At 72.6% G+C, this 13,689-nt stretch carries 11 protein-coding genes; 10 read left to right on the top strand and 1 reads right to left on the bottom strand.

The features are described from left to right. Nucleotides 1-10: 10 nt before the first annotated feature. Complete coding sequence (locus tag BRM3_RS05175; RefSeq protein ID WP_263595022.1) at nt 11-1,051, bottom strand: GNAT family N-acetyltransferase; 1,041 nt, start codon at nt 1,049-1,051, stop codon at nt 11-13. 165 nt (nt 1,052-1,216) lie between these two features. Here BRM3_RS05175 and BRM3_RS05170 point away from each other — a divergent pair, with 165 nt between their 5' ends. The 10 genes from BRM3_RS05170 to BRM3_RS05125 all read left to right on the top strand — a co-directional run bounded on the left by BRM3_RS05170 (nt 1,217) and on the right by BRM3_RS05125 (nt 13,616). Continuing rightward, entirely contained in the window at nt 1,217-2,332 is a 1,116-nt protein-coding gene (locus BRM3_RS05170; protein ID WP_263595021.1) for a MerR family transcriptional regulator, read from the top strand. Nucleotides 2,333-2,363: 31 nt separating this feature from the next. After that, entirely contained in the window at nt 2,364-4,433 is a 2,070-nt protein-coding gene (locus BRM3_RS05165; RefSeq protein ID WP_263595020.1) for an NADPH-dependent 2,4-dienoyl-CoA reductase, read from the top strand. Between the two features lie 22 nt (nt 4,434-4,455). Further along, entirely contained in the window at nt 4,456-5,379 is a 924-nt protein-coding gene (locus BRM3_RS05160) for a PfkB family carbohydrate kinase (RefSeq protein WP_263595019.1), read from the top strand. A 270-nt stretch (nt 5,380-5,649) separates the two neighbouring features. Next, nucleotides 5,650-6,252: a glutathione peroxidase gene (locus BRM3_RS05155; protein ID WP_263595018.1), complete on the top strand. Its 603-nt coding sequence runs from the start codon at nt 5,650-5,652 to the stop codon at nt 6,250-6,252. 180 nt (nt 6,253-6,432) lie between these two features. Further along, nucleotides 6,433-7,869: a glycoside hydrolase family protein gene (locus tag BRM3_RS05150; protein WP_263595017.1), complete on the top strand. Its 1,437-nt coding sequence runs from the start codon at nt 6,433-6,435 to the stop codon at nt 7,867-7,869. 26 nt (nt 7,870-7,895) lie between these two features. Next, the gene (locus tag BRM3_RS05145; RefSeq protein WP_263595016.1) at nt 7,896-9,239 is read left to right on the top strand and encodes an ABC transporter substrate-binding protein; all 1,344 of its coding nucleotides are present in this window, start codon (nt 7,896-7,898) and stop codon (nt 9,237-9,239) included. A 52-nt stretch (nt 9,240-9,291) separates the two neighbouring features. Continuing rightward, the gene (locus BRM3_RS05140; RefSeq protein ID WP_263595015.1) at nt 9,292-10,170 is read left to right on the top strand and encodes a carbohydrate ABC transporter permease; all 879 of its coding nucleotides are present in this window, start codon (nt 9,292-9,294) and stop codon (nt 10,168-10,170) included. A gap of 1 nt (nt 10,171) precedes the next feature. Further along, nucleotides 10,172-11,059 carry a carbohydrate ABC transporter permease gene (locus BRM3_RS05135; RefSeq protein WP_263595014.1) on the top strand — a complete coding sequence of 296 codons (888 nt, stop codon included), beginning with the start codon at nt 10,172-10,174 and terminating at the stop codon, nt 11,057-11,059. Nucleotides 11,060-11,115: 56 nt separating this feature from the next. Further along, complete coding sequence (locus BRM3_RS05130) at nt 11,116-12,129, top strand: LacI family DNA-binding transcriptional regulator (RefSeq protein WP_263595401.1); 1,014 nt, start codon at nt 11,116-11,118, stop codon at nt 12,127-12,129. Nucleotides 12,130-12,236: 107 nt separating this feature from the next. Further along, a complete protein-coding gene (locus BRM3_RS05125; RefSeq protein WP_263595013.1) occupies nt 12,237-13,616 on the top strand; it encodes a glycoside hydrolase family 32 protein in 1,380 nt (459 codons plus the stop codon). Nucleotides 13,617-13,689: the final 73 nt, after the last annotated feature.

Below are 13,689 nucleotides of genomic sequence, written 5' to 3'. Positions count from 1 at the left end.
CAGGCGAGGCTCAGGTCCGAGAACGCCCCTGGTAGGCGATCTCGCGGAAGGCGACGCGATAGCCGAGCTGCTCGTTGATGGCGATCATCCACGGGTTCACATGGGAGTTCCACGTGACGAGCGCCCGAAGAGCGGGAGCCCGCTCGGCGAGGCGGAGATGATTGGCGACCTTGAGCGCGAGCCCCAGGCGATGGCCGCGATGCTCGGGCATCACGAGGGTGTTCTCCTGGTAGCCCAGGTCCGTCCCGGGCAAGGACGCGTAGCCGATCTCGGAGTTGCCCGCGAAGCTCCCGTCGGGGGCGACGGCGACGGCCGCGAGCACGTGGGTCCCCGCGCGGCGGCGACGCTCCTCCATGATGCGGATGCGCTCGGGCGTGTACTCGGGTGCCTCGTGCTCGACGTCCTCATCGGGCTCGTCGATCTCGAGCTGGCGCAGCAGGGCGCCGTAGCGTTCGACGTGCTCGGCGGGGACCTCATCCTCCCAGGTCAGGATCGTGTAGCCGTCCATGCGCGAGACGGCCTCGGCCTCCAGATGCGCGAGCAGCGCGGGCGGCACGGGCAGGTCCAGCACGCGGCACACGGCGACGTTGCGCCGTTCGAGACCCACGCGTGCGGCGAGCCGGTTGGCAGGCAGGGCCGGGTCGTCCACGTCGCCGTCGGCGGGGATCGATCCGTAGGCCGTCGCGAGCGGCCGGCCCGCGGCGCGGATCGCGGGGATCAGCGCCTCCTCGACGAGGGCGGTGCCGACGCCCTGGCCGCGGTGGGCGGGATGCACCTCGACGGAGAGATGGATCTGGTCGAGGTCCTCGGCGAGGGGGATCATCGTGTCCGCGACACCGACGAGCACCTCGCCGCCCTCCATCGTCTCGGCGAACGCCGCCCAGCAGCTCACGTCCCAGTACGGGGTCGACTCGAGGCCGACGCGGCGCTGCGCCGGGGTGCGTCGCACGGAGGCGCCGTAGTCGTGCCGCTGGCCGGCCTCGAGGAGGGCGCCGAGCTGGACGAGGTCGGCGTCGGAGGCGGGGTCGACGGGGCGGATGCGGAGGCTCATGGTCCGAGCAGACCACGGCGCGCGCGACGGCGTCGAGGCAATTTCCCGTCGCCCGTCGCCCGTCGCTCCCCCGATCCGCTTGACCCTGCCCCGAGGACAATCCCGAGAGTGGGCCCACCGGGATCGCCCCGGGCCCGGGAGACCGGGGAGCACGAGGAGAGGTCGATGCACGAGACGTCACCGGACGCGCGGGGCTCGCACGAGCCCCTGTCGATCGGCGAGCTCGCGACCGCGAGCGGGCTCAGCGCGAAGGCGCTGCGACTGTACGACGAGTCGGGGCTGCTGCCCCCGCGCGCGGTCGACCCGGTCACCGGGTACCGCTCGTACGGGACCGATCAGGTGCCCCGCGCCCGTCTCATCGCCGCCCTGCGCGGCGTGGGCATGGGGCTCGCGCGGATCGCGATCGTGTGCGACCTCCCCTCCGACGCCGCGGCGAGCGAGATCCGCTCGTGGTGGCGTCAGGAGCGCGCCGACGCGATCAGTCGCGACGGCGCCGTCCTGCAGCTCCTCACCGCTCTCGGGAGCACCAGGAAGGCCCCTGTCATGACCTCCATCGACCCCACCGGCTCCCCGCGCATCGCCTCCGCCGCGGCGCGCGCGGACATCGGCACGACGCGACCCGCCCAGCAGGACGCCGCCCTCGAGCGCCCCCTGCCCGGCGGCCGCCGCATGCTCGGCGTCGCCGACGGCTTCGGCGAGGATGCCCTGCTCGCCCAGGAGACCCTCGGCATCGTCTCGGGCGCCCTCGTGAGCGCGCTCGCGGCGGGCGACGACCTCTCCGGCGCCCTCGACCGGGCCTGGCACGAGGCCGAGGCGCTCGCCGCCGCCCGCCCGGGCGGCGAGCTCGGGACCACGCTCACGGTCGCCGCGATCGAGGGCGAGCGGCTCGTGCTCGCCCACATCGGCGACACGCGCGCGTACCTCGTGCGGGACGGCAGGATCGACGTGCTCACGCAGGACCACACGCACGTGCTCTCGCTCGTCGCGGCCGGTCGCCTGACCGCCGACGAGGCCGCCGCGCATCCCGACCGTGCGACGCTCAACCGGGCGCTCGCGCCGGGGGCGCCGACCGCACCCGATCTGCTCGTGCGGCACGTCATGGCGGGCGACCGGGTGGTGCTGCTGAGCGACGGCGTGCACGCCGTCGTGCCGGCGGCCGGGCTCGCGCCCGTCCTGACGGCGCCGGGATCGGCCGAGGAGGTCGCCGACGCCCTCGTGGGGCTCGCGCTGGCCGCCGGCGGCCCCGACAACATCGCGGTCGCGGTCGCCGAGCTCGCGTGAGGGGGCGGCGCGCCCTGGCACAATCGCACGCATGTCCGCCAGCGCGCCGTACGCCCGCCTCCTGTCCCCGCTGGACCTGGGTCCCTTCACCGTCGCGAACCGCCTCGTGATGGGGTCCATGCACACCGGCCTCGAGGACTCCGCCGAGGACGTCGCGAAGCTCGCGGCGTTCCTCGGCGAGCGGGCCCGCGGCGGCGCGGGGCTGCTCGTCACGGGCGGCTACTCCCCTGACCGCGCGGGACGGCTGACCCGCCACGGCGCGCTCGCCTCGCCGGCTCTGCTCGCACGCCATCGCGAGGTGACCGACGCCGTGCACGAGGGCGACTCCCGCGTGCTCCTGCAGCTGCTGCACGCGGGGCGCTACGCCGCCCATCGGTTCGCGGTCTCCGCCTCGCGCACGCGAGCCCCGATCTCTCCGGTCCGGGCCCGCCGGCTGACCCGCCACGGGATCGCGCGCACGATCCGCGCCTTCGCCCGCTCGGCGGCGCTCGCAGCCGAGGCCGGCTACGACGGCGTCGAGCTGATGGGCTCCGAGGGCTACCTGCTCAACCAGTTCCTCGCGCCGCGCACCAATCGCCGGCGCGACCGCTACGGCCGCGACGCCGCCGGGCGGCGCGCCGTGCCCCTCGCGATCGCCCGTGCGGTGCGCGAGGCCGTCGGGCCCGGGCTCCTGCTCAGCTACCGCATCTCGCTGCTGGACCTCGTGGAGGACGGGCAGACGTGGGACGAGACCCTCGCGCTCGCGCGGGAGCTCGAGCACGCGGGGGTCGACGTGCTCTCGACGGGCATCGGCTGGCACGAGTCGCGGGTCCCCACGATCGCGAGCTCGGTGCCCCACGGCGCCTTCACGCGGCTCACGGCGCGGCTCACGGAGGCCGCCCAGGTGCCCGTCGTCGCCGCGGGGCGTCTCCACAGCCCCGATGTCGCCGAGGGCGTGCTCGCGCGCGGCGAGGCCGACCTCGTCTCCCTCGCCCGCCCGCTCCTGGCCGATCCCGCCCTGCCCGCCAAGCTCGCCGCGGGACGCGCCGCCGAGGTCGTCGCGTGCATCGCGTGCAACCAGGCCTGCTTGGACCGGGTGTTCGACGGCCGGCGGGCGAGCTGCGTCGTGAACCCGAGGGCGGGCCACGAGACGGACGGTGACCTCCGCCTCGTGCCCACCACCTCGCTGCGCCGGCGCCGGGTGGCCGTGGTCGGCGCGGGGCCGGCGGGGCTCGAGGCCGCCATCAGCGCCGCCGTGCGCGGCTTCGTCACCACGCTGTTCGAGGCCGAGGACGAGATCGGCGGCCAGTTCCGCTACGCCGCCCGCGTGCCGGGCAAGGAGGACTACGCGGACGCGATCGCCTCGTGGCGCATGCGGCTGCTCGCGCACGGCGTGGGCGTGCGCCTGGGCACCCGGCCCGCGGCCGCGGAGCTCGCCGCCTTCGACGACGTGATCGTCGCGACGGGGGTCCGCCCGCGCATCGTGCAGGAGCCCGGCTTCGACCCGTCGTCGCCGCGGCCCACGGGCGCCCCGGACGTCGTGTCGTACGCCGACCTGCTCGCCGGACGGGCCGGGGCGGGCCGGCGCGTGGCCGTGGTCGGGGCGGGAGGCATCGGCGTCGACGTCGCCGAGTTCCTCACCGCGCCCTCCCCCTCGCTCACCCTCGACGCCGACGCGTGGGCCCAGGCCTGGGGCGTGACCGATCCGGCGGACGTGCGCGGCGGCGTGATCGCGCCGCCGCGCGAGCACGCCGGCGCCGCGCGCGAGGTCCACGTGTGCCAGCGCAAGGACACCAGGATCGGCGCCGGCCTGGGTCGCACCACCGGGTGGGTGCATCGCGCCGAGCTGCGCCGGGCGGGCGTGATCGAGCATCGCGGCGTCGCCTACGACCGGATCGACGCCGAGGGCCTCCATCTCGTCGAGGAGGGCGAACCCCGCCTCCTGGCCGTCGACACCGTCGTGGTGTGCGCGGGCCAGGAGAGCGAGCGCACGCTCGCCGACGAGCTCGCGGCGCTGCCCTCTCCCCCGCGCGTGCACGTGATCGGCGGCGCCGACGTGGCCCTCGAGCTCGATGCGGAGCGGGCCGTCCGGCAGGCCGTCGAGGTCGTCGCCGCGCTGTGAGGGCCCGCGTAGCCTGAGCGACATGGATGCCTCCGCGCCGCGCGTGCTGCACACCGCCCAGGCCCTCGTGGACCAGGTGATCGAGGTGCCGGCGCTGCCCGAGCGCGGCGACAACGTCAACGCGACGAGCGAGCGCCGCTTCGCGGGCGGCGCCGTCAACGTGCTCGTGGCCGCCGCCCGCACGGGGGCCCGCGCGGTTCACGGCGGCGCGCACGGCACGGGGCCGCACGGCGACCTGGTCCGCGAGACCCTGGCCGCCGAGGGCGTCGAGCTCACCGACACGGTCGTGCCCGACCAGGACACGGGCGTGTGCGTGGTGCTCGTCGAGCCGACCGCCGAGCGCACCTTCGTCACGACCTATGGCGCCGAGCGCCGCATCAGCGCCGACTCCCTCGCGCGGCTCGACCCGCGGCCCGGCGATCTCGTGTGCGTCTCGGGATACAGCCTGTTCGAGCCGACCCGCGATCCGCTGCTCGCCTTCCTCGACCACCTGCCCCGTGGGGTCGAGGTCGTGCTCGACCCCGGCGCTCCCTTCGCCCGCTTCCCCCGTGAGCTGCAGGAGCGCGTGCTCGCCGTCACCACGGTGTGGACCTCGAACGCCGACGAGGCCCGCGCGCTCACGGGGCTCGACGCCCTCGAGGACACGCCCGCCACGATCCGCCGGCGCATCGGCTCCGGGGCCGTGGTCGTGGTGCGCGACGGCGAGCGCGGCTGCACGGTGTTCCACCACGGCCGCGGCACCCGGATCGCGGGCTTCCCCCAGGTGGCGGTGGACACCAACGGCGCGGGCGACGCCCACACGGGCGTGCTCGTCGCGGAGCGGGCGCTCGGCGCCGACTGGGAGACCGCGGCGACGCGCGCCAACGCGGCGGCCGCGATCTCGGTGACCCGGCACGGCGGGGCGACCGCACCCCCGCGCGCCGAGGTCGACGCCTTCCTGCGCTGAGCGGGCGGGCGCCTCCACGGGGCTGCCTGCGCCGGACGGTCCGCGCCGGGTCAGCGCTTCGTCATGGTTTCGTGAAGATCCGGTGCCGGTCACCGGAGGTCCCTGGCCTGGCCCGGAACGTGATCCGTATCATGAATCCACCGGGCGCCGACGAGCGCGCGGCCCCGACGGGCCGCCGCACCGGGCCCGGATCTCGAACCCGACCTCGGCACCGCGCCGAACCCTGCCGGTGCCCACGGGCGCCGACGACCAGCCCCGGAGGTGACCGTCATGGACGACCTGATCCGCACCGACCTGACCGGCACCGACCGCGCCCCGGTCACGGCCGTCGGCTCGCCGAGCCCCTCGCACGCCGGCCTCGTGGCCGATGCCGCTGCGCCCGGCTCGACGAGCCTGTTCGACTTCTCCGCGCGGGACATCCACGGCACCCTGCGCGACCTCGCCGACTTCCGCGGCACGGTCACGCTCGTCGTCAACACCGCGAGCCGCTGCCACTTCCGCAGCCAGTACGAGGACCTCCAGGTCCTGCAGCTCGCGTACGGCGACCGCGGCTTCACGGTGCTCGGCTTCCCGTGCGACCAGTTCCTGAACCAGGAGCCCGGCACCGACGAGGAGATCGAGGAGTTCTGCCGGACCTCCTACGACGTCACCTTCCCGCTGTTCTCGAAGATCGAGGTCAACGGGCGCGGCGCCCACCCCCTGTTCCGCTGGCTCGCCGCACAGCGCGGCGGCATCATGGGCGGCCGCATCGCCTGGAACTTCACCAAGTTCCTGGTGGGTGCCGACGGCCAGGTGATCCGTCGCTATGCGCCCCCGATCCCGCCGCTGCGCATCGCCCGGCGCATCGAGGGCGCCCTGAGCGCCGGCGCCTGAGCCGGCGGCTGCGCCCTCCGCATCCGCCCTCCACCTGCTGGCTCCGCCCCTCGGGCCGCGGGAGATCACCCGAGTTCGTCCCTCTGCGCCTCATCCGAGAAGGAATCTGATCAAACGCTTGACCACGTCGTAAGTGCTGCCTTAAGGTGCTGATCAAACGATTGATCACAAGGACGTGCCGTGCAGAGCTCCCCCTTCTTCCGCCCCTCCCCCGACTGGGTGGGCGACGTCATCCCCTACATGGACGGCGACACCCTCCGGCTCTACTACCTCCGGGAGAGCCGCACCTCCCCCAAACCCGGCACCCCCTGGGCGCTGGCCACGACGCAGGACCTCACGACGTTCGAGGACCGAGGCGTCGCGCTCGTCGGCGGCGGTCCGGACGCCGCGGACTTCAACGCCTACACCGGCAGCATCGTCCGCGATGACGACGGCCTCCACCACCTCTTCTACACGGGCCAGAACCCGGCCCTGACGGGTGAGGACGGCCGTCCCCTCCAGGTGGTCATGCACGCGACCAGCCCCGATCTCGAGGCCTGGACCAAGCTCCCGGACGACACCTTCGGCGCCTCCGAGGGGTACGAGACCTCCGACTGGCGGGACCCCTTCGTGTACCGGACCTCCCCGGACGGCCCGTGGCAGATGATCCTCGCCGCGCGGCACGACCACGGGCCCTCACGACGACGCGGCCTGATCGCGCGCCTGACGAGCACCGACCTGTGCCGCTGGGAGCCCACGACCCCGCTCTGGGATCCCCACCAGGCGATCGCCCACGAGTGCCCGGAAATCTTCCGGCTCGGCGACTGGTGGTACCTCGTGCACTCGGAGTTCTCGGACTCCTTCGTCACGCGCTATCGGATGTCCCGCAGCCCCGAGGGCCCCTGGATCTCCCCGGCCCTCGACACGCTCGACGGGCGATCCTTCTACGCCGCGAAGTCCGCCGACGTCCACGGACGACGCGTGTTCATCGGCTGGATCGCGAGCCGGGCGGGCGACACCGACGACGGCCCCTGGCAGTGGGCCGGCACGATGTCGCTGCTCGAGGCCGTCCCCCGGGAGGACGGCACGCTCGACTTCGGCATCCCCGACGAGACCTTCTCTGCCTTCCCCGAGCCCGGGCCCATCTCCCTGACACCCTGCGTGACCGCACCGGACGGCTATGCCTGCGACGTCGGCGAGCACGAGCTGCCCCGTCGCGCGCACGTCCGCGTCGAGCTGGAGGCGACACCGGACACGAGCGGCTACGGCCTCCTGCTGCGCTGCTCGGGCGACGGCGAGAACGGCTACGCGCTGCGCATCGAGCCGCGACGACGACGCATGGTGCTCGATCGCTGGCCTCGACCGACGACCGGCACCGAGCAGTGGCAGATCTCGGGCGACGTCCCTCACGCGATCGAGCTCGAGAGGCCGCTCGACCTCCCGGATCACGACGACCGCCCCCACACTCTCGACGTCCTCATGTGGGACGACATCCTCGTCGTCTCGTTCGACCGGCGCGTCTGCCTGTCCACCCGCATCCACGATCACGTCTCCGGCCGCCTCGGCGCCTTCGTGACCGACGGATCGCTCCGCCTCCACCGTCTCGATCTGCATCACGCACCCGACCAGCACGCCTGACATCCCTCTTTCATAGGAGAAAGACCATGAAGCGTTCTCAGTTCCTCGCCCTGGCGGCCGCGGCCGCGCTCACCCCGGCCGTGGCGGCGTGCGGCGGCAAGTCCGCCCTCCCCGCGACGAGCCAGGGAGTCGACGTGAGCGGGGAGATCACGCCCCGCGAGATCTCCTGGCTGCTCTCACGACCAGCGAACGGCGGCGTGGTCACGGTCATGCAGCGCATCGCCGAGAACTACGCCCAGGACCATCCGGGATTCGCGCTCAAGCTCATCACGACCCCGGACCGCCCCAGCTACCTGCAGAAGTACCAGACGCTCGCGACCGCGAACCAGCTTCCCGAGCTGTTCGACACCGACGCGACGCCCTACGCCCAGAAGCTCGCGCGCCAGGGCCGGATGATCGATGTCGCCGCCCTGCTCGACGACTTCGGCGTCACCGACCAATTCCGCCCGTCGGCGCTCGACTACCAGCGCTTCGACGACGGCTCGCTGCACATGCTGCCGCTCGAGTACGGGCTCGAGGTGTTCTGGTACAACAAGGCGCTCTTCGAGTCCGCCGGCGTCTCCGTGCCGCAGTCCCTCGACGACATGCCCGAGCTGTGCGCGACGCTCGCGGGCAGCGGAACCATTCCGATCGCCCTCGACGGCCAGGACGCATGGCCGCTCGAGCGGTACATGGCCTACCACCCCTTCCGGACCGCGGGACCGGACTACATCGGGGCGCTCAAGAAGGGCGACGCGACCTTCGGCGACGAGGCGGGTCGCCTGGGCGTCCAGTGGCTGCACGACCTCGGCGCCGCCGGCGCCTTCCAGGACGGCTTCTCCTCGGTGGGCTACGCCGACGCCCAGAACCTGTTCACGTCGGGCCGGGCCGCGATCTACAACATCGGCACCTGGGAGCTGCCGAGCCTGGCGACCACGGAGCTGCCCGAGGCCATGCAGGAGGCGATCGGGTACTTCACCCTCCCCGTCGTGAGCGGCGGAGCGACCGCGACCGACGAGTACGCCGCGCCGTCCGGGATCGGGGCCGCGATCAACGCGCAGACCTTCGATCCGCTCGTCAAGGACTTCCTGCGCTACGTGCTCGAGAACTACCCGAAGCTCTACGCCGAGCAGGGCCTGCTCGGCCCCACGACGATCGCTCCGCAGATCCCTGACAACGCCCTGCCGATCTATCAGGAGCTCGTCGACGAGGCGGACTCGATCGGCAGCGCGGTGCTCATGCCGTGGGACACGCAGCTGGACCCCACGACGAACACGACCCTCCAGCAGAACCTCGTGCTCCTGGTCCAGGGCTCGATCGGGGTCGACGAGTTCATCTCGACGCTGGACGCCGCGCTGACGGCGAACGCGAAGGAGTACTTCTCCGCGTGATCCCGGCAGGGCGTCGACGACGCCTCGCCCCACCCGACCGAGAGAAGGGCTCATGCTCCCTCACCGCTCACGCACATCCGTCATCCTGTTCCTGCTCCCCGCTCTGCTGCTCTTCGGCGGCGGCGTCCTGCTCCCCATCGTCCAGTCGCTCGGCCTCAGCTTCTTCCGCTGGGACGGGATCAGCCCCATGTCGTTCGTCGGCCTGGACAACTACCGTCAGCTGCTGCTGGGCGACCCCGTCTTCTGGTCGACCTTCGCCAACCAGGCCGTCTACCTCGTCGTCTGTCTGGTGCTCCAGCTGGGTGGGGGACTCGCCGTCGCCTCCCTGCTGCTGACGATCACGCGAGGCCGTGAGGTCCTCAAGGTCCTCTACCTGCTGCCGGCCGTCATCTCGACCACGGCCATCGCCCTGCTGTTCCAGCGCATCTACTCGGCCGAGCCGATGGGGCTGGTCAACACGCTCCTGTCCGCCGTCGGACTGGACGGGCTGGCCCGTCCGTGGCTGTCCGACCTGCACACGGTGCTGGTCGCCGTCTCGGTTCCCGAGGGATGGAGGTTCCTGGGCCTGTACACGATCATCCTCTACGCGGCCCTGCTGTCGGTGCCGCGCGAGCTCGAGGAGGCGGCGCGGCTGGACGGCGCGAACGCGTGGCAGTGCTTCTGGAAGATCCGCTTCCCGCACATCCGGCCCGTCTGGATCACCACCACGATCATGGCCACGACCTACGCGCTGCGCGGTTTCGACGTGCCCTACCTGCTCACCAACGGCGGTCCGGGACATGCCTCGGAACTCGTCACCACCTACATGTACAAGACCGCGTTCACGAGCACGAACTACGGCTACGCGAGCGCGATCTCCGTGTTCATCGTCGTCGAGTGCCTCGTGGCCGTCGGCCTCATCTTCGCCCTGCTGCGCAGGAAGGAGTCCTGAGATGACCACCGCCAGCGCTCTCGAGGCCGCCCCCGGGGGCCGCCGTCTCCACCGCCCGCGCGCCGTCACCGCCCTCAAGGTCGCCTACCGCACGCTGATCGGACTGGTCCTCGTTATCCAGGTGTATCCCTTCGTGTGGCTCGTCCTGACGAGCGTGCGCGACGCCGACGACTTCGCCTCGCGCAACCCCTTCAGCCTCCCCGCGTCCTTCACCCTCGACAACTTCGCTCGCGCCCTCGCGGAAGGGAACCTGGGGCACAACATCCTCAACAGCGTCGTCATCACGGGCGGCGCCTGCCTCCTGATCGTCGTGTGCGGCATGATGGGCGCCTACGCCATCCAGGTGCTGGACTTCCGGGGCAGCCGCCTGGTCCGGGGCCTGTTCCTGATGGGGATCGTGGTCCCGGTCCAGATCGCTCTGATCCCGCTGTTCGTCGACTACTCGCGCGTCGCGCTCCTGGACACCTACCAGGCCGTGATCATCCCGCTCGCCGGGTTCGCGCTGCCGATGGCGCTCTATCTGTTCATGTCGTTCTTCGGATACATCCCGCGGGAGATCTACGAGGCCGCGAGCATCGACGGCGCCGGGCCGTACCGGATCTTCTGGCGCATCACGCTGCCGATGTCGCTCAACACCATCATCACGGTGGTCATGGTCAACGCGATCTTCATCTGGAACGAGTTCATCTTCGCGAACACGTTCGTGCTGACCGACGAGCTCAAGACGATCCCTCTCGGGCTGCAGAACTACATCGGCGCCATGGGCAAGACCGACTGGACCGCCACCTTCGCTGCGGTCACGATCACGGTCACGCCCCTGCTGCTGATCTTCTTGGTGCTGAGCAAGGCCATGATCTACGGTCTGGAGAGCGGGTCGACGAAGGGGTGAGCGTGGAGCAGGAGAGCGAGCGGAGTCATCGCGCGGCGCCCGCGCGCCGCGTGACGATGAAACAGGTGGCCGAGCAGGCCGGCGTCTCCATCTCGACCGTCTCCCACGTCGTCAACAAGAGTCCCGACGCCCGTATCGGGGACGAGGCACGGTCGCGTGTCGAGGCCGCCGTCCAGGAGCTCGGCTACCGGCCCAACCCGATCGCGAAGAACCTCGTCAAAGGCCGCAGCAACCTCATCGGGCTCGTCTCCGACTCGATCGCGAGCACCCCGTTCGCGGGACAGATCGTGCACGGCGCCCAGGACGAGGCGTGGAAGCGCGGCTTCGTCCTGCTGATCGCCAACACGGAGGGCAATGCGGAGGTCGAGGCGCAGGCGATCACCATGATGAGGGGCTACAACGTCCGGGGGATCCTCTACTCGACGTGGAACCACCGCGGCACCCGTCTGCCCGCCGGCCTCGCCGACGTCGACCGGGTGCTCGTCAACTGCTTCGCGGAGGGCGAGCCCGCGCCGGCCGTGGTCCCCGACGAGCTCGGCGGGGGCCTCGAGGCCGCACGGATGCTGCTCGCGGCGGGCCATCGTCGCCTCGCCTTCATCAACACCACGTCGCCCTCGCCCGCCCGGGAGGGGCGCCTGGCGGGACTGCGCGCGGCCCTGCGGGAGGTCGGGGCCGCGGAGAGCGACCTGCTCGTGCTCGACGCGCGCCCGGAGCAGGAAGGCGGGTACGCGGCGGCAGAGGAGGTCGTGCGCTGGGGGGCCACCGGAGTCTTCTGCCACAACGACCGGGTGGCGATGGGCTTGTACGACGCGCTGCGCGAGCGAGGCATGCGCATCCCGGAAGAGGTGTCGATCGTCGGCTTCGACAACCAGGAGGTCATCGCCGGCCACCTGCGACCTCCGCTGTCGACCGTCGCCCTTCCGCACTATGAGCTCGGCGTACGGGGGATCCGAGCCCTGCTCGGTCTCGAGCCGGTGCCGCCGACGGGCGTCCTCACGGTGCCCTGCCCCCCGGTGCCCCGCGATTCCGTGGCCCCGCCGGGTTCGGCGTCTCCTCGGGCGGCCGCCTGAGCCCTCCGTCGTTTCCCGAGACCGCGCTCCGACGCCCCGCGGGGGAGGATGCCCCTGTCCCCCAGCACCACCGCCCCACGCCCACCCCTGCCCAGGAGAGCCCGCCCGTGCCGCCTGCCCGTCCCGCCGTCCACCTCACCCCTGTCGACACCTGGATGAACGACCCCAACGGGCTGTTCCTCCGGGACGGCCGCTGGCACGCCTTCTACCAGAACAACCCCGTCGGCTCGGCGTGGGGCCACATGTCCTGGCGCCACGCCGTGAGCGACGACCTGCTCACGTGGACCGATCTCGGCGTCGCGATCCCCGAGGAGGACGGCACGGCGATCTTTTCGGGCAGCGTCGTGCACGACTCCCGGAACACGAGCGGCCTCGCCCCCGCCGGCGGGCCCGGACCCCTCGTCGCGATCTACACGGGCAACGTCTCGACGGGCGATCCCGCGCAGCACGGGCCGCAGGTCCAGAACCTCGCGGTCTCGACCGACGACGGCGCCACCTGGGTCAAGTACGTGGGCAACCCCGTGCTGGACCGCGGCTCGACCGACTTCCGCGACCCCCAGGTGCTGCGCCACGAGCCCACCGGGAGATGGGTCATGGTGACCGTCGAGGCCCAGGACCACGAGGTCCTCCTCCACACCTCGGTCGACCTCGTGCACTGGGAGCACGCCTCGACCTATCGCGACGATCGGCTCGACGGGATCTGGGAGTGCCCCGACCTGGTGCCGCTCGACGCCGCGCACCCCGAGGGCGCCTGGCTGCTGATCGTCTCGACCAACCCCCACGGCCCCGCCGGCGGCAGCGGGACCTGGGGCGTGCCGGGCACGTTCGACGGGACCGCCTTCACCGCCACCGACGCGCCGCAACCGCTCGACCACGGCCCCGACCACTACGCGGCCGTGTCCTTCTGGGGCGTCGACGGTGCACCGCTCGTGATGCCGTGGGCGAGCAACTGGGACTACGCGCGCCACGCCCCCACCTGGCCCTGGCGCGGCACGATGGGCCTCGCCCGCACCGTGGCGCTCGAGCCGGCCGACGACGGCCCGCGGCGCCTCGTGCTCATCCCCGTGCTGCCCGCCGCGCCGCGCCCGCCCGAGGGACCGAGGCTCGACCCGGGAGCGGTGCACGTGCTGCGCCTGCCCCTGCCGCCGGCCGGTGCGGCCTGGGAGCTCGCGACCCCCGACCGCGTCGAGCTGCGCCTCGAGCGCACCGCGCAGGACACGCTCGTGATGCGTCGCGCCGAGAGCGCGCTGCCCGCCCTCGCCGACGACGGGCGCCCCAAGCCGGGCCGCCCTGTGTTCGGGGACCGCACGCGCACCCTCCCGATCCCGGTGGACGGCGAGCGCGACGAGCTCGTGCTCGCCCTCGACGGATGTGTCGCCGAGCTGCTCGTGGCACGGCGCGACCAGGGCGCCTCCCCCACGGGTCCGATGGCCACGATGCTGTTCTTCCCGGCCGAGGGCGCCTGGGAGCTGCGCCGGGATTGGTAGCCTGGATCACACGTGTCCCGCATCAGCCTGGGAGCGATCGACCGATCGCCGGGCGTGCACCCGACCCCGAGGG

Source organism: Brachybacterium huguangmaarense (assembly GCF_025725725.1).
Lineage (GTDB): Bacteria > Actinomycetota > Actinomycetes > Actinomycetales > Dermabacteraceae > Brachybacterium > Brachybacterium huguangmaarense.
The sequence above is the reverse complement of the archived record's forward strand: the minus strand, read 5'-3'. Positions and strand labels throughout refer to the sequence as shown.

Bases quoted from the DNA above. Each gene is read 5' to 3' on its own strand.
- BRM3_RS05175 (WP_263595022.1), bottom strand. From the start codon at position 1,051: ATGAGCCTCCGCATCCGCCCCGTCGACCCCGCCTCCGACGCCGACCTC.
- BRM3_RS05170 (WP_263595021.1), top strand. From the start codon at position 1,217: ATGCACGAGACGTCACCGGACGCGCGGGGCTCGCACGAGCCCCTGTCG.
- BRM3_RS05165 (WP_263595020.1), top strand. From the start codon at position 2,364: ATGTCCGCCAGCGCGCCGTACGCCCGCCTCCTGTCCCCGCTGGACCTG.
- BRM3_RS05160 (WP_263595019.1), top strand. From the start codon at position 4,456: ATGGATGCCTCCGCGCCGCGCGTGCTGCACACCGCCCAGGCCCTCGTG.
- BRM3_RS05155 (WP_263595018.1), top strand. From the start codon at position 5,650: ATGGACGACCTGATCCGCACCGACCTGACCGGCACCGACCGCGCCCCG.
- BRM3_RS05145 (WP_263595016.1), top strand. From the start codon at position 7,896: ATGAAGCGTTCTCAGTTCCTCGCCCTGGCGGCCGCGGCCGCGCTCACC.
- BRM3_RS05140 (WP_263595015.1), top strand. From the start codon at position 9,292: ATGCTCCCTCACCGCTCACGCACATCCGTCATCCTGTTCCTGCTCCCC.
- BRM3_RS05135 (WP_263595014.1), top strand. From the start codon at position 10,172: ATGACCACCGCCAGCGCTCTCGAGGCCGCCCCCGGGGGCCGCCGTCTC.
- BRM3_RS05130 (WP_263595401.1), top strand. From the start codon at position 11,116: ATGAAACAGGTGGCCGAGCAGGCCGGCGTCTCCATCTCGACCGTCTCC.